Origin of the sequence: Pseudomonas sp. OTU750018 (genome assembly GCF_011636575.1) — a bacterium.
GTDB lineage: Bacteria > Pseudomonadota > Gammaproteobacteria > Pseudomonadales > Pseudomonadaceae > Aquipseudomonas > Aquipseudomonas peli.
Map to the genome: position 1 here is coordinate 262,372 of NZ_JAAPAU010000002.1, position 15,002 is coordinate 277,373.

The 15,002-nt window shown below is 51.6% G+C and carries 11 protein-coding genes and 2 pseudogenes; 7 read left to right on the forward strand and 6 right to left on the reverse strand.

The features are described 5' to 3' along the window. Positions 1 to 38: 38 nt before the first annotated feature. Positions 39 to 1,931: a hypothetical protein gene (locus HCI85_RS10035; RefSeq protein ID WP_241693766.1), complete on the forward strand. Its 1,893-nt coding sequence runs from the start codon at positions 39 to 41 to the stop codon at positions 1,929 to 1,931. A 537-nt stretch (positions 1,932 to 2,468) separates the two neighbouring features. On the opposite strand, the gene HCI85_RS10040 is transcribed toward HCI85_RS10035, so the two are convergent. Beyond that, positions 2,469 to 2,759 (reverse strand): helix-turn-helix domain-containing protein, encoded by a 291-nt coding sequence (locus tag HCI85_RS10040; protein WP_167144604.1) that lies wholly within the window; start codon positions 2,757 to 2,759, stop codon positions 2,469 to 2,471. An 87-nt stretch (positions 2,760 to 2,846) separates the two neighbouring features. Here HCI85_RS10040 and HCI85_RS10045 point away from each other — a divergent pair, with 87 nt between their 5' ends. After that, entirely contained in the window at positions 2,847 to 3,284 is a 438-nt protein-coding gene (locus HCI85_RS10045; RefSeq protein WP_167144605.1) for a hypothetical protein, read from the forward strand. A gap of 11 nt (positions 3,285 to 3,295) precedes the next feature. Here the strand turns inward: HCI85_RS10045 and HCI85_RS10050 are convergent, their stop codons facing one another. Next, positions 3,296 to 3,508 (reverse strand): hypothetical protein, encoded by a 213-nt coding sequence (locus HCI85_RS10050; RefSeq protein ID WP_167144606.1) that lies wholly within the window; start codon positions 3,506 to 3,508, stop codon positions 3,296 to 3,298. A 992-nt stretch (positions 3,509 to 4,500) separates the two neighbouring features. Between HCI85_RS10050 and HCI85_RS10055 the strand changes: the two genes are divergently transcribed. The 3 genes and pseudogenes from HCI85_RS10055 to HCI85_RS10065 form a co-directional block, all read left to right on the forward strand. After that, a complete protein-coding gene (locus tag HCI85_RS10055) occupies positions 4,501 to 5,196 on the forward strand; it encodes a hypothetical protein (protein ID WP_167144607.1) in 696 nt (231 codons plus the stop codon). A 34-nt stretch (positions 5,197 to 5,230) separates the two neighbouring features. Next, positions 5,231 to 5,779: a hypothetical protein gene (locus tag HCI85_RS10060; protein WP_167144608.1), complete on the forward strand. Its 549-nt coding sequence runs from the start codon at positions 5,231 to 5,233 to the stop codon at positions 5,777 to 5,779. Further along, positions 5,776 to 6,297 (forward strand): annotated as a pseudogene (locus HCI85_RS10065) (AAA family ATPase); the annotation flags it as partial. The gene HCI85_RS10060 and the pseudogene HCI85_RS10065, both read left to right, overlap by 4 nt. Positions 6,298 to 6,563: 266 nt before the next feature. On the opposite strand, the gene HCI85_RS10070 reads toward HCI85_RS10065, so the two are convergent. Further along, positions 6,564 to 10,445, reverse strand: a complete 3,882-nt coding sequence (locus HCI85_RS10070; protein WP_167144609.1) for a YobI family P-loop NTPase — start codon at positions 10,443 to 10,445, stop codon at positions 6,564 to 6,566. Between the two features lie 329 nt (positions 10,446 to 10,774). On the opposite strand from HCI85_RS10070, the gene HCI85_RS10075 reads away from it, so the two are divergent. Together HCI85_RS10075 and HCI85_RS10080 are read left to right on the forward strand one after the other, a co-directional pair. Continuing rightward, entirely contained in the window at positions 10,775 to 11,002 is a 228-nt protein-coding gene (locus HCI85_RS10075; RefSeq protein WP_167144610.1) for a hypothetical protein, read from the forward strand. A gap of 55 nt (positions 11,003 to 11,057) precedes the next feature. After that, positions 11,058 to 12,179, forward strand: coding sequence for an HNH endonuclease signature motif containing protein (locus HCI85_RS10080; protein ID WP_167144611.1), 1,122 nt, complete (start codon positions 11,058 to 11,060; stop codon positions 12,177 to 12,179). A 352-nt stretch (positions 12,180 to 12,531) separates the two neighbouring features. Here HCI85_RS10080 and HCI85_RS10085 read toward each other — a convergent pair whose 3' ends face one another. The 3 genes and pseudogenes from HCI85_RS10085 to HCI85_RS10095 form a co-directional block, all read right to left on the reverse strand. Continuing rightward, complete coding sequence (locus HCI85_RS10085) at positions 12,532 to 13,437, reverse strand: hypothetical protein (RefSeq protein WP_167144612.1); 906 nt, start codon at positions 13,435 to 13,437, stop codon at positions 12,532 to 12,534. Between the two features lie 183 nt (positions 13,438 to 13,620). Then, positions 13,621 to 14,406, reverse strand: a complete 786-nt coding sequence (locus tag HCI85_RS10090; RefSeq protein WP_167144613.1) for a hypothetical protein — start codon at positions 14,404 to 14,406, stop codon at positions 13,621 to 13,623. Between the two features lie 292 nt (positions 14,407 to 14,698). Then, positions 14,699 to 14,884 (reverse strand): annotated as a pseudogene (locus tag HCI85_RS10095) (transposase); the annotation flags it as partial. Positions 14,885 to 15,002: the final 118 nt, after the last annotated feature.

Sequence of the window (15,002 nt, forward strand, 5' to 3'; positions counted from 1 at the left end):
AGAACGGCTACCCCGCGCCACCGAAAGCACCTCTCCCCTTGCTTTTTCAGGATTTCTGCAAGGCATTAATTGTGCACCTGCAGCGTACTCGGGGATTAAAGTTCTCAATGGTGGCGGCTTACAGTATCGCTGTCCGGAGGCTATACAATGCAGCGTTCGAACGATGCGAGACAGACCCAAGCCAATTAACGCGCGCCGACTTTGACCGTGTCGTTGGTTTTCTTCGCATAAGTGGCTACAAAAATACTTACGACGCAGTTTCGCACCTTAAGGTGATCGCCGACACAATTGATAAGTTGCAGATAACCGAAATAGCAATTCATTTTGAACATAATGTTCGGCCTGAGAAAACCCGCCACGACTACATTTCACTGCATGATCCTGATCGTGCTGTAAAGCAGCGCAAGTCTGACGATAAGTTGCCTTCGCGCGAAGCGATGGAAGCATATGCACTGTGTACGAACCATCCCTTAAGTGATGGTGAGGAAATCTTACTGCGAGTGATTGATCTATTGATCGCGACTGGGCAGCGTGGAAACGAAGTAGCGGTAATTCCCTATGACTGCTGGGTCGAGCGACCAATTAAGGATGAACTGGGTGAAGTAGTGATGGACGCCCATGGTAAGCCGCTCGTTGAGTGTGGGATTCGGTACTTTGCGGAGAAGCAGTTTCAGTCGCGCGTTCATTGGTTCGCCGGAAGCGACGTCCCGTTGGCCCGACGTGCAGTTGAGCGATTGAAGGAGTTGTCTACAGAACAACGGAAAATTGCCGCTTGGCAGGAATGTCATCCAGGGCGTATCTGGGACTACTCGCCACAGGTTGTGATATCGGAAGAGAAGGTGCTGGAGTGGCTAGCTTTCAGCAACAATAACAGTGCACGCAGGAATCTGTACCTGTATCTATCCCGGAACGGTGTTCAACCTTACGACGATGAATCAGACCAGCGGCGAGGACGGGCCATACGTAGAAGATACGTAGCAGGTGAGATTGAGGGGCTGATTGCTCCCAATCTAGGTGGCCATGCGGCACTTACAGAAAATGTGGAAGGCAGAATTCGTGTTGTACTCAAAACCAGTGAAACACTCGCCATCGCGTTCGATGGTCAGTTCCGTTTCGGAGGGCGTGAGGAGAACGTATTTCGCGCAGTTCCGCGCAGAGTTACTCTGCAGGATATAAACAGGGCATTAGGCGCTGACTCCAAATGCCCCTCCATTTTTTCTCGTCGTTCATTAGTTGAAGCCGACGGATCTCCGATCCGTCTGACGAGTCACCAACCCCGACATTGGCGTAACACCATCTATCACTTAACCGGCATGAGCGATGTCCAACAAGCGTTGGCCTTGGGTCGGAAGCGCCTTGATCAGAACAAGTTCTATCAGCACACCAGCATCGAAGAAGCCACTGCTGCCCACCAAGAGTTTCTGGCGTTCAACAGCTACCAAGAACGCATCGACTTTCTACATGCGGGCATTAGAAAGGGTCAAATCCAGGGCTCGCTGACCGATAGCTACCACGCACTGCTACAAGACAAAGGTACGATCACGGCTGAGGCCTTTCTCACCGTGCACGCCACAGCCCTGCATGTCACACCCTTTGGCGGCTGCGTCCATGACTTCTCGCAGGCCCCCTGCCCTAAGCATCTGCAATGCTGGAACGATTGTTCGCACCTGCATCTGATGGGCACTCCATCGGAAAGGAAGAACCTACAGGAGCAAGCCGAGCGGCTAACCTCTGCCATCCTTATCATGCGCGAGGGCGGCGATGGTGAGGCTGGCAGTGATGTATGGCTGGCGGATCAAGAACACAAACTCAACAATCTGCAGACTGCCCTGTCGCGAGATAGTGCTGGTGTCCAGCAGGTGTTCCCGACGGGACGGCCGATGACGATTTCTGACGCCAACAGACGTCACAGCTCAGTTTCGGATGAGTAGAGTCAGTCGCATGATGCAACAACAGCTATTGAGAGGCGCCGTCTTAGATGAGGCGATTGATGCTCTCCTCGCCCAAATGATAAGCCTCGGACTAGAGCGCGCTCCCATTTCACGCCCGGAAGTGCAACGACGTCTTGGATTGACGAGTAGAGCGACCTTGGTAGGTGAACGTGGCAGGCGAATAGAATCTGCTCGCCTGGTTCAGCTGAAAGAGAGCGGAAAGGATCCTGATCGCGAGCGCGGCCGCAGAAGTTTCGAAGAGAGAATTGCTCGTTTGCAGGCAGAGAATGCTGACTTGATCAGGCAGCGAGATCGACTTTACGAGGCCCTGACGATGATTTCGCAAAACTGTCTGATGAGAGGGCTAGATGTGGAGGAGGTTTTTGCTCCACTACGCAAACGTTAGCAATTAACTGAGCACCGCTATATCTGCTTCGGCGCCTCGGTGCCTACCTGCACGGCGCCCTGCCCTAAGGTATCGATGCGGATGGTGATGAACGATCTCTACCACTGATGGACCGAAGCGAACCTAGCTGGCTACCGTCCATCCTTGAGAGTGATTTCTGAAAGCTCAGAACGTACGCGCGCAAGTAGATCATCTATCGAAATCCCCTTGTCTTGCAGATAGCTGCACGCAAGTAGCGTCACCGGATGCACTCCGATGACTGAAGCGAGACCCTCCACCTTTTCGAGCGTTGGGCTCTTCAGCCCCCGCTCAAGAGAACTGAGGTAGGTACGACTACTGACCTGCGAGAAGTCCTCTTGCGTCAGATGCCTGTTGATTCTGAGAGTTCTCAGTGCCTGGCCGAACGACCGCTTCAGTTCCATATTGCTCGTCTCGCAAAAGGAACGATGAAGCCTTTGCGAACACTTTAGGGCTACAATCTATAGTGTTCATTTTTGAAGGTGCTTCGGATGTTCAGGACCCACAAGCATGCTGAGATCCCAATCAGCGCATTGTTTGGCGATGAAGCTCGGTTGTGGGGCTACGTTGAGCATGGCCTACATCAGCCCTGGTTCTATGTGACGCTCACAGAACGCCATGACGAGCTGACGCTACGCAATATGCTGATGGTCTCTGACGTACGCATTCTAGAAAGCCTCGTCAGCGAGCAGCACAGAGATATGAAGATTGACGCAGTGCAGCTTGTCAGCCCCTGCTACATGAACGAAAGCAGTCAATGGATGATGGAGCCATTGCTTGAGCTATCTCAAATCACCAGGACTGATGCGGAACCTCCGGCCTATATCTACATCCTCGAAGGGGGAAGACAGTACTTAGACGGTAATGAAGGGCCGCTTTCCGAGGAGCAAATCAGTTCAAGAAAGGTGATTTTTAGCGCGCTCGCTTGAAGACCTCAACACTACGTACCACTAATCGGTAAGGCCACGATTTCAGCGGTCACTCGTTCTATCTGAGCTTGCATTGTTGGGCTAGAACTCACCAGACCTGCCGCCCTTTGTGCAGCTCCTTTTGTTGTGTAGCCTTTGGCATCCTGCCGCGAAGTAGAAATGGTGATTTTCTTACCGGCACTCATGAGGTAATGAACTAGGTCTGCTGGATCGTCAAGGCTCACCTTGACGATCCAGCTACCGCCCTTAGCTTGAGGATGGGCTCGAGTCTTTCATAATCAAGTGCTCCCTCATCACCTTCGATGAAGCGGACTGGTTCAGCCAGAGCAAACTTACGCCTATTGGCTGCTGTTCAAGCTTCTTTCTCCGTCGCGTGACGGATTGCAGTGTCAATGGAAAAATGCCAAAGACTTGGTGCCGATTGAACCAGGAACCACTCTTCCAAGTCACTTATAACGGAGTAACCGATGGTCTTTGCCATGATTGACCTATTCATCTCTATACAGCTTAGGAGGAATATAGACGTCCGATAACAGGGTGCTGCACCCTGCAGAGCTTGCCACACGTCGTAGGCCATCTGCGCGCAGGCCAGTGACGTGCGATCGTCTCATCACGACGAGCATATTTCTGTCTTGTATTGAGCTTCCTGTTGCGCAACACTATGCACAACAACTAACCCTCTTGACCGGTGTGGCTCGACCATCTGGTTGGAGGGGGAAAAAGCCGGCGAAAGCCGGTTTTTTCGTTTTGGCGTCTGGCGATCCTGAAAGAGCTGGGGTAACGCTGGCATCTATAGTTGTATCGGTAAGCTGCACCGAATCATTGGGGCAAGAGTCGAGAAGCGAGCAAGCGTGCCGCCAATTCAAGTCGTGTTCCAGGACCCCTCTCGCCCCAGCGGCCTTTGGCGGAGCGGACTTCCAGCCTTTTTAACAAACTCCTGCGCTACGACTCATATTCAACTGGTTGAGAGCGCGAACGATGCCATCAGATAGTGAGCCTCGCATCATGCTTTTCAGCTCGTCCCGACAAGGGGGCGTTGCTGAAGGCAGGCAGTTCGCTGGTAGATCGGCACAAATGGATCTAACTGCCTCAAACCAAGGCAGCCTCTTTCACGTCACGCAGACACCGAGGCAGCTTTGGCAGCCCGATACCCTTTCAGAGAACGCAGTCAGCCTAAGGCGTTGCCAATCAAAGCCCCCGGAAATCAAAGAAAAAAATGGAAAAGATTGATTTAGAGAAATTGGATCCAGTAGTCGAGCCTCTGGCTGAAAAGCTTCACCGCATTGGTAGGGCTGCAATAGGCGCGGCCCCTGTAATCGGTAGCCCGTTACTAGAAATTTTTAACTCCATATTTGAGGCACCGCTAAACAAACGCCGCACTGAGGTGATACTTCAAATTGGCGAGGCGATGAATGATCTCATTGAGCAAGGAGTAGTTACAGAAATAGGACTCCAAGAAAACGAAGCATTTATTAGCACGGTTGCAGAAGTGTGCAATATCTCTCTAAGGAATCATCAAGCGGAAAAGCTTGAGGCCTTACGCAACGCAGCGATCAACTCTGCATTACCAGTGTGCCCTAGCGATGACTACCGGCAGATTTTCCTTAACTTCATAGACGTCTGTACCGTCTCTCATATTAGGCTGTTGAAGCTATTCGAAAATCCAACAAAGTGGTTTTCGGAAAATAATCGCGCTGGCCCCTACCGTACAACGATATCCCTGTCTCAGGTTGTTGAATGCGCGATGCCTGAGCTTATCGTCAATCGTGAGATTCTCGATACCGTGTGGGGAGACCTATACCAAAAAGGGCTGGTTGAAGTACAGCAACTGGAGATGGTCTTGAGTTTTGAAAGCTGTTTATCTAAGCAGACCACCCCATTTGGCAGCAAGCTCATAACTTTTTTAAGTTAAGCACGTGCCAGCGTGTTGTTTAAATGGAGTTTCCGTGAAGCAAATTGTTTATGCAGGTAATGACCGCCAGCCCTGTGTTGCGGAATATGCAATTATCATGGACGATTCTGGCTTCATTCAAAAGGCACATATCGTGGTCGTCCAGTCATCACGGAAAGGTGTATGGACAAGCCTATACAATACTGATGAGGGGCGAAATGATGTATTAAATCGAATACTGGCTCATGAATTATCAGGCGTAAGGGTCGAGTTTCTATCTTTTAATATTATTTTGGATTTGTCAGATCGCATGTTGGGCATGCGCCTGCCCATCCGCCTGAACTGGAGCGACTACATCGCCAAGGGCAACCCTTACCAGGAAATTTTTCTGCCAGTGTCCGGGCTTAAACAAACGATCCTGAAAGTCTTCGGCAGAAGCAAGAAAGAAACATCTGTTTGGAGCGTTCATGTTGTAGGCGGCTGTGCTGACTTTTTTACTGATTTGATGGATCCGGATCGCCAGGATCTGGACACTGCCGAAGCGAGCAGATTATTGCAGCAGGCCGGGTACAGTCGCTCCACAAGATTGATGCATAAACGGTGATGCCTCGGTGGCAAGCACTGCTCAAACGCGTGGTCAGGGAGCAAAGGTTTACCGGGACGAGTCTGAGTTTCCGAAGCTCCTATCAAAAGCCACGTGCTGAGGTGTCTGTGCCGCTCCACGGGGGGGTAGCTCCAGTGCCCTCGATAGCCAGTAAAGCCCAACTGACGGATCTGCAATTGACGTTCCTGCTGTCAATGGCCTTGGAGCATCAGTGGTCTCCATGGCGCGGACTCCTCCTTGATGACCCAACACAGCATCACGACCTGGTACACGCGGCGTCCGTCTTCGATGTGCTTCGCGATTACATCATCGATCATGGCTTCCAGGTGGTCATCGCCACCCACGATGCCCTTCAGGCCCGTTACTTCATGCGCAAACTGCAGAATGATGGGATCGAAGCACGTATATGGTCACTTGTTCCCACCCCTGAGGGCGTGACCGCGCAGGAAACCCCATGGCCAGGCAAAATCCAAGTGACGGTGAGCGAACAGCCAACACCACCTCTCGACGGTGCGTGAGCAATCAAGAGCATCTGAAGGCTAGAAACGACCGTGTCAGGTTTTCGATTTTGCACGGCCACATTGGCGGATCACCAAGATCCGTTGATCGTGCACTTAAGCGCACCCGGGAAATGCTGCGAATGCAAGCACCTGAAACGCCCTACTTGTGCATGGTAAGGGCGTTCGTCGACGCATTTGAGGTTGAGCCTAAGTCTCGTTACGTATTAGTCCTTTCATGGACTCAATGCCCCATGTTGTAGTGGCCTAATGAAACCGGACACCCATTAGATCATGCCTTTAGGCTTAGCAGTCGCGCTGATGACATCGCCCTTCTCCGTTATGGTTTGGACGAAGCCCTTCGCTTGAAGAGCGTTGACCAGCCTCATGTTGAGATCGGTGTATGGCACCTCAATTTTTTTTACAAGTGGTGAAAGCTTAGTGAAGCCGTCATCGCTCAGCATGCTAAGAATGGAGGCTGATTCAGCCCAGCTGCACGATGGTAAGCATTGGATCAGCATTTCAGAGCGCTGAGCTGAAGTCAGCCCCTCGTCACCTGCGAACTTTTTGAGTGCGGGGATAAACGCCGGAGGAAAGCTTATCGAGTGTCGATTAGCGAGGCCGCTGGTGTCAGCGACCTCTTTGATGGCCTCGTAATTGGTATCGAAGGTTTCAATCGGTAACGCCGCCCACATCTGGATTTTTTCATTCAGCTCAAGCGCACCGCTTTGACTAAGTGCTAACCTCATGTCGATCGATATTTGAGATAGATCAATTTGGTCGCGTGCCTGTATCCAATGTGCCGCGAGATACGGAGCTTCCAGATTGGCACTGAACGTCCTGATGCAATCGCGGATCTCATTGCTGTATGGCAGAAACGATGCACTTGCGAGCATCTCCCAGCGCTCCCTTGATTGCAGTCCCTTGAAGATCTCGGGATCGTTCAAGACTAGATTCGCGAAGAGTAATTCAAGCGCTTCGTTCGATACTCCTGTCGGGCCGAGTAGGTACTTTTTTAGCTCTGGATGCATCGAAGTATTGGAATCCCAAAGATCACCTCGTAGTTCCTTCACATGGCGCTGGATAAAGCTTGCAAACGCCTCCATATCCGAGGTTTCGCAACCTTTATGCTCCAAAGCAGGTACGAGTATGTTCTGGAAGAATGCCCAAACCGCAACGGCCTTCAATTTCACCCGATCAGACAGCAGCATTTTCGCCCACAACGATGGGGTTGTGTCTTCAAGTCGGTCGAAGGTGCATGTCGTTCGATCAAATAGCTGAGCCACAGCATCTGAATCACCCGACTCTTCCAGTATGGCGCGTAGCAATTCGTTAAAGGAGGCTGCGGACTCATCCAGCGTTCCGATTTGGGCTAAAAGTATGTTTGTAAATTCCTCTGGAGACTCAAGCAGGAGGTCATCCAGGCCCTCAATCTCCAATGCCTTCAATCGACGGTATGAGATGATGCTTTGGCTCTGATCAGCCTTGCGTTGATGAATGAATTCGGCTTTTTGGCAAATCAGCGTCAGCATATTTAGGTTTACCTCAACCCCCCCCCACTTGATCAGCTTCTTGAGGTCGTCGTAGACGATGACATCATTTAATGCTGAGAAACGCATCGGTAGCTCTCTCAGCCAAGGCCAGCCATTACCTCCCGCTTCGAGTCCAGGCATCAAGCGCGAGATATCTTCGAGGCTCGCAATGGCATCATAGATCTCCTTGCCCGGCATAGAATCAAGCTGTCTGAGCTGGGCAACCTCTAATCCATCCAAGATTGCACTGATCAGTGCTTGCCTCGATACCGTTGACTCGAATCGCTCTGCATTCAACAAGGCTCGGAACAACCCAGGTTCTAGAACAAAAACAGCTTGAATGAACTTAGGCGATGTCGCAGTTGATACCAATATTTCGGTCGCTTGCGCCATTCTGTTCAGATGTCCATCAAGCCCTGCCCTGAGAATAGTTGCGAGCTTACTGCGCTCATGACTCATGCCCAGATCGTTGTATGGACAGCCAGAAAGCTGTTCGATCAGCGCGACAATTATGCCCTTGCCATCGCTTAGATCATCAGTATCCAGCTTTTCCACGACTTTTTTTGGAGCACTAATCACTGTCTCGACGTCCACGGAGACGCCACGTCTCAGTTCCAGGATCAGGTTTTTGTCTTCAGATGTGAGGGATCCTTCGTAGAAGTATCCGAAGTAGTCCGTGTAATCGGTATCGAAGTATCCATGGCGCATCAGGTAAATGACGACGTCTAAGCCGATCAACTTTTGAGTGATGATATCGCCGTAGGATTTTTTGGCAGCGGCACGGAAGGTTTGGTGAGTAATTCGGCCTGCTTCGGTTCGCTGTTCGGCCATTTCATTATCAATATCAACTAACGTTCGCTGGAGCAGATCATGCCTTCTTTGGTACGACGTCGACGCCAGTAACTCCTTTGCACCTATAGGCGTCGGCGACTGCTGAGTATTTCCGTACCTATCGTTGACGACCATTGTTAAATTAGCGTTTTGAGAAAATAGCGACACAAAAACATCATCATTAATGAAGTCGTTAAACGTAAATTGACCGCCATTTCGTACATGGACATGGGTTGCGCCTGCGATACCAGATTTTTTCACAAGCTCAAGCCAAACATATGCGCGAAGCTCAGGCACACTCTCGGCGATTTCCTGTGCGCGCATTTCCCGCATCTTCCGCAACGCCTGGTAGGAATCTTCAGCCTGCTTGGACTGCTGGAATCGCCACTCATTGAAACCATGGATAGTCTCGTAAATGGCTCCACGTCGTTTTACCAAGTCAGCGTATTCCGCAGGATGCAGATTACGAATAGCAATGATCGCAAACAGTTTGTTCGGATCAAGCCTCAAGCCGGAGCCACCGCCAAGAATGCTGGAGAACATGTCAAATTCGTTGACGATATTTTTGATTAACCGCATGTCATCAATGAAGTAACAAACGGTTTCGACCAACGTGTCATTAAGCCCAATATCCAGCGCTGCCCCATTGAACTGTCGCTCACGAAGCATCTTGAGCATTTTCTCGCGAGAGTTCTCGGAGTTGATCACCGGGATTATCGGAATGATCAGGTCAAAGAATTTCGTTTTCTCCCCCACAGCGAACAGCTCATCCCGAAGCGCATAGATGAAGTAAACCGGCCGGTTGATTTGCGGAGATTGCTTGATGATGAAATTGATTTCTCGCAGGCGCGTGAAAACGTCATGAATGCCAAATCTGTCGAGATCCTCGATCACCACGATGTCGATTTTGCTACGTTCAAAGCAGTAGATGATTTCATCAACATTTTTGTGCAATACGGAACCGTGGTGAGTTGTTTCCAGTTTTCCGCCCTTGATCGTGAAGCCGTCAATGCTAAACAGGGACAGTAGCTTCAACGCCGAGAACAACATGTAGATGCCACCAAACCCGAGCACCAGAACAGCCGCCAACCCGGGGATCCATAGAAGCCATTCGACCAACCAAGCCGGGTCGACGTTCGGTAGCTTCTCGACTGTCGGGACGTAAAGTCTCAGTAGGCTTACGATCATCAGAACGTAGAAAATTGTACGCACCCAGATGATGGCCGAAGACGCCTGGATGATTCTCTTCAATCGACTCTTCGGTAGTTCATCTGACGGTACTGCGTACAGCAGCTGCTGAACGATGGTTTCCTCAATGCGCGTCAAGATATCCGAATCGGTTTTTTTCTCTGCACCTTTGGGATCTGTAGCTCTGGGACTGGATTCAGTGGAAGCGACTGGAGAATCAGTCGGCTTCCCTGCCCCATCCTTGTTCAGGTCTTTGCCGAAGGCGGCCAGCGATACAAATGCATAGGTGAGTTCAGGGTGACGATCGACAAATGTGCGGATGACGCTGCTCTTTCCGGCACCGTACTCACCAGTAATCGCGATATTGCGAATTTGGTCGTTACTCAGTGCGCTCAATAGCTCACTCTCGTAACGCCGTGAGCGATCCGCATCCAAAAGAACAGGTGTCAGCGGTTCGAAGACATTTGTGTTGCTGGCTACAGCTAGGTATTCACGTGCAGCGGCCACTGCTTTGGCGCTAGCTTTTCTGTAGCGTTTGCACTGTCCCATCGCATGATTCAGGAGGGAGCTGACGTGATCACATTTGGAAAAATAAAATTGAGCTAAACGACGGAACATCCCTTTCTCCTATGCCGCTGAAAGGCTGCCCTGGAGAACCGCCCCAAATAGTCACTACTTAAAAGCTACAGTCAATGCGATACGTATCTGCACAACAGACATTGATGATAGCGCACCGCCATCTCGGAATGCGACGAACGCGCTATAGCCCCCTTAATGCGCTTATTCTGAAGACCAGGCATGCCTTGGACTCCCCCCGCTAGACATTCCCCGACCTCATCATGAGGCTCGTTCAACCGCTTCGGGGAGATTCACACATCGCTAAGCGTCGCGGAAACCAAGAGTTCTGGGGTAGGCTAGCAACCATTCAATCATCCTTGGAGGCATCAATGGACAGTTCTGACCTCAAGCGCACGCAGTTGGAAAAGCTGGAGCGGCTGCGACAGCAACTGAAGGATCTACCCGCTCGCGCTCGCGATCAGGTCTTTGGTGAGCTGACTGGCAGGTCCGAGCAACTCTACGAGGTCGGAATCCTCACGCGTCAGGAAAGCGATGAGGAGCACGTGAAGAGCGACATCGTCAGTGGCCGAGCCAGCTCGAAGATTCTAGTGAGCTAAGTCGCGAAGCGTAGTGCCCGCGTAATCGTCGCCATCCATCTCAGTGTGCACCTAGATGACCAAGAACCCGACCGAACTTGCTCTGCTGGCCAGGGGTATGGATACCGACCTGGCCAGAACGCTGAGACTGGCCGGATGGACACTGAGCAAGTTGCAACAGCTCGATACATCGCTGCTTGAGGCGCTCGGCATCAACTCGCCAACCATTGCTAGACTGCGCAAGGGGCAGCGTCCAGCTATCCCCTCCGAGGCCCTGATCCAAGTTCTGTTCGTCAGTCGCTGGCTATGTTGCGTGTGCAGAGACCCGACCCGGCCAGTGGTGGTGCATCACATCAAGCCGTGGGCACAAAGCCGTGATCACTCACCAGCTAATCTGGCAGTGCTGTGTACCCTTCATCACGGTGAAGCCCACAATTGCCGCGGGTTGGAATTATCGCTATCGGAAGAACGTCTACTCGCTGCGAAGCAGACCTGGGAACAGCGCACCGCCGCACTGGATCGGCTGGCGATCCATCAATCGACGCAAATGCACGAATGCCACTGGTGGTATTTCAATCACCTGCGACTACTCGAATTGGCCAGGGGCAGCGGAGTGGACCTAACCGAGCTGCCCGGTTTTCAAGGGGCACTCCGTCACGGAGGTTGCGATTCAGGCGGTCTGGTCTCGCTGGATGACCGTGGTCGCTCGCCCTACAACGCCAGAGCCGGCCATTACGTCTATCGCTACATGACTGAAGTGCTGAACTGTGTGCTGGAGCGGGCGGCACCACGAAATATCTCGGATGAAATGGATCGAGGTACTCTCCCTGCCCTCATCACCAGTGGTGATCTGATTATTTTGCAAGGCCGATATTTCTTTTCCAGCGTCAAAACACCAGATGCTCGAGAGGATCTAGTGCGGGGACGGCGTAGCGCCAACAAGGTCGAGATCAGCTTCGTATTCAATCGAAACGAGGGAACCTCAGGCTCCGCCCGGGCGCTGTGGCTGTGCGGAACGCAGACCCTGTGCAGCATTTTGATGGTCAATCGCGTTGAGCGGTCTGGGGCGGGCTATCATATTGTTGCCACCGTGCTCGCTATCCGAAGTGCCCATGGCGAGCTGAAAACCCGAATGTACGAGGGCAACTTGCTTGCATCAGGGCTCGGCTTCAATTTTGTCGATGACTCAGAGGAGTAGGCCCTCTGGAGTGGGCGCGACCAACGGCGCAAAGGGTAGTCCAATATAACTTCTAGCAGATACGCCTATGCGAGGTAAAAAGATCCCCAATCAGATCCCCCGTCTGCATAGGAAAGTTCGAACCGCTTGGGCATGACAGAGTCTTGACTGAAACGCCAGAACTCTACAGAAACTCAGGACCTCAGGGGTACTGGCGGTGTTTCAATAACTTTCTTACAGAGCCTAGCGCTATCAGTCGCCAGTGAGCTCTGTTCAGTGGGTTTCGAGGCCTGTTATTTCTACAGAAAAAACCATCTACGAGTCGCATGGATACAGCTGGAGCCCGCGTCAGCTTCCTTTCCGGATCCGTATGCTATTGACCAGATCGGCGTAGTGATTTATCCGACCCAGTAATTTTTCCGCCACTCTTTTCGACTTCCCGTCGAATTTGCTCTTGGTTAACCTCGTCCATCGCAGCTTTTGATTTCAAAAACTCCTCATATCCCCACTTGATGTAGAGCTTCAAAATTCCCGGTACATCTTGAATCTTGCCGACATCAAGCTCGCCGACCTCAAGTTTCGTCGCCTTGCTTGTTTCCTCGTAGGGCCAGCCAGGGCTCAGGATGTAGAAGTACATGAAAGGGAGTTTAAAAACTGCAAAATACCGATGAGGGTGATCAGTGAATCGGATGTCTTGAGATCCGATTGAACGATCTAGACCATAAGTGTACGTTTTTGGAAGATCGTAAAATGGTGGCTCTCCGTAGAAGGGCGCAAAATAAATAGTCGTGGTGCATCGGTTTTTTAAGATGTCTTGTTTAGACGCCTCCAAAAACGCATCTACTACAACCTTATCTTCACTTGTTCGATCATTCTCATCGTCCTTAGTAGTAAGTAACGCTCGCCAGAAAACAGACAAAACAGCTAGCTTGATTTCATCGCTAATCACTACTATTGAGCTTTGCTTTTGGTAGTTCGCTATTTTTTTGAATAGACCCTCGGCAAATTTCTTCTCCCAAGCGGAAAGTTTTCCTTCGCAACCTCCGCACAAAAGGTGTTCTTTTGGCCCATCTTGGTGTCGGACATTGACGTCCCTAGTGTCCCGAATGAATTGCGTGGTTGATGTTTTTTTAAGCCAGTCATACGCAAATTTGGGGATACTGTGAGACTCTTTCAGTAAGACATTTTTGTCATCACACAGCGCGCAGTCTCCTAGGACGCCGCCCACTGCTGCCAAATCGAACTCTTGCTTAGTGATGTTACTTTCCATCGTCAACATTTACCTTGTTGCTTATCCATTGAGACACGCTAAAGCCTGGCATCTGCTTTGCTAAACCCAATACTGGTGGCACGAGACGGCTTCACCTGATTACCGAGAAAGGCTGAAGCCCATAATAATTGCTTAATCCACAGCCAAGGCCACATATCTGTACGATGGATTGCAATGATAGCGCTTCGCCATCTAAGAATACGGCAAATGCGCTAGGGCACCGGTCACCATGCGAGCTAGGTAACGCGCGGCCAGAAACTCCTGGATGCTGCGATGAAAGGGTAGAAAGTTCTCGCCCTTCTTCATGAATAGTGGAGTGTCCAGGACGGTCTCGCGAGCGAGCGGGTCAAGTCCGGCATCATGCACCGACAGCATGGTGTCTGCCACGGGAGCAGATAGTTGCAAGCCATGCTTTCCGGCCAGAAGCAGGGTCAGAAAGATGCGCCCTGCATAATCCAGGACTACATCGGGCGCAGGTTCGCTGCCTTGCCGGTCTTCTGTCTTAGAGGGGTTGTGCTCGGTAGCGAAATGGCGTGCACCGGACTCGTACAACTCGAAACGAGTGAGCGACGGCAACCGTTCAGGCTTCACACTCATGAGGAATTTCAGTCCCAGCGGAGATAGCACAAAAGGCGTCGAACGCAGCGTCTGTAGCGTGGAGAGGAGCGTGATGGGTGCTGCGCAGCCAAATGCTGTGAGCACGGCGATCGCTTCCTCCTCACTGAGCGGTTGCAACTGGGCGACCACGGGGGCCACGTCAAGGGCCGCTAGCCCATGACCGAACGCCCTGCTGAGCTTTCCACCCTCGTTCCAATCTTCCGCTCGACAGCTCACCCGCCATCGCACCGTCGGCAGCTCTTCTAAGCTCTTTGCAATCTCAATGGTATTCTGTATGGGAACCTCATCGAGAGCATCGATAAACACCATCTTGGTGTCGGACAGTCCTTGCGGCGAAACCAAAAGGCGGAAATGCACCATGCTCCCGCTCGCCCCGAAAAATGCTCGAGCGCTACGGTTTTGCCCATGCCAGGCGCGCCCAGCAATACAACATAGGGGGCTTCGGCCAGATCACTTAGCCGCTGAGCGCTTGCATATTCGTCAGGGCCTGATGATATCGAGATGAGCCGATCTATCAGGGCGATTGACATTGTGCAGCGACACCAAGCGACGAGGAAGTTGCCATTATACGGGATAACGCTGGTTGCTCACGCCCCCCCTAATGGGCCTCAGTTTAAGACTTGGAGGCATCTACGAAATTTGGGGCGATTCAGTTCTCGGTTTCCAGCTCCTTCAGACGCTTAGCATCCGACACGCTCATCCCGCCAAACTTGCTACGCCAGAGGTAGTAACTGGCCTCTGAGAAGCCGTGCCGACGACACAGCTCCTTGATCGGCAGTCCGGCCTCTGCTTCGCGCAGGAAGCCAATGATTTGCTCTTCAGTGAAACGCTTCTTCATGTCCAATCTCCTGGGTACTGGGATTGGACTCTAAAGCTGAGCGCTACTCAAATCAGGGGAGACGTCGTCCATCACTAGAACCCCTGCTGCACCGGCTTCCTAGGTCAGGTAAAGTCCC

Coding starts and splice junctions, on each gene's coding strand:
- HCI85_RS10040 (WP_167144604.1), bottom strand. CDS start 2,759: ATGGAACTGAAGCGGTCGTTCGGCCAGGCACTGAGAACTCTCAGAATC.
- HCI85_RS10045 (WP_167144605.1), top strand. CDS start 2,847: ATGTTCAGGACCCACAAGCATGCTGAGATCCCAATCAGCGCATTGTTT.
- HCI85_RS10055 (WP_167144607.1), top strand. CDS start 4,501: ATGGAAAAGATTGATTTAGAGAAATTGGATCCAGTAGTCGAGCCTCTG.
- HCI85_RS10070 (WP_167144609.1), bottom strand. CDS start 10,445: ATGTTCCGTCGTTTAGCTCAATTTTATTTTTCCAAATGTGATCACGTC.
- HCI85_RS10075 (WP_167144610.1), top strand. CDS start 10,775: ATGGACAGTTCTGACCTCAAGCGCACGCAGTTGGAAAAGCTGGAGCGG.
- HCI85_RS10080 (WP_167144611.1), top strand. CDS start 11,058: ATGACCAAGAACCCGACCGAACTTGCTCTGCTGGCCAGGGGTATGGAT.
- HCI85_RS10085 (WP_167144612.1), bottom strand. CDS start 13,437: ATGTTGACGATGGAAAGTAACATCACTAAGCAAGAGTTCGATTTGGCA.
- HCI85_RS10090 (WP_167144613.1), bottom strand. CDS start 14,406: ATGGTGCATTTCCGCCTTTTGGTTTCGCCGCAAGGACTGTCCGACACC.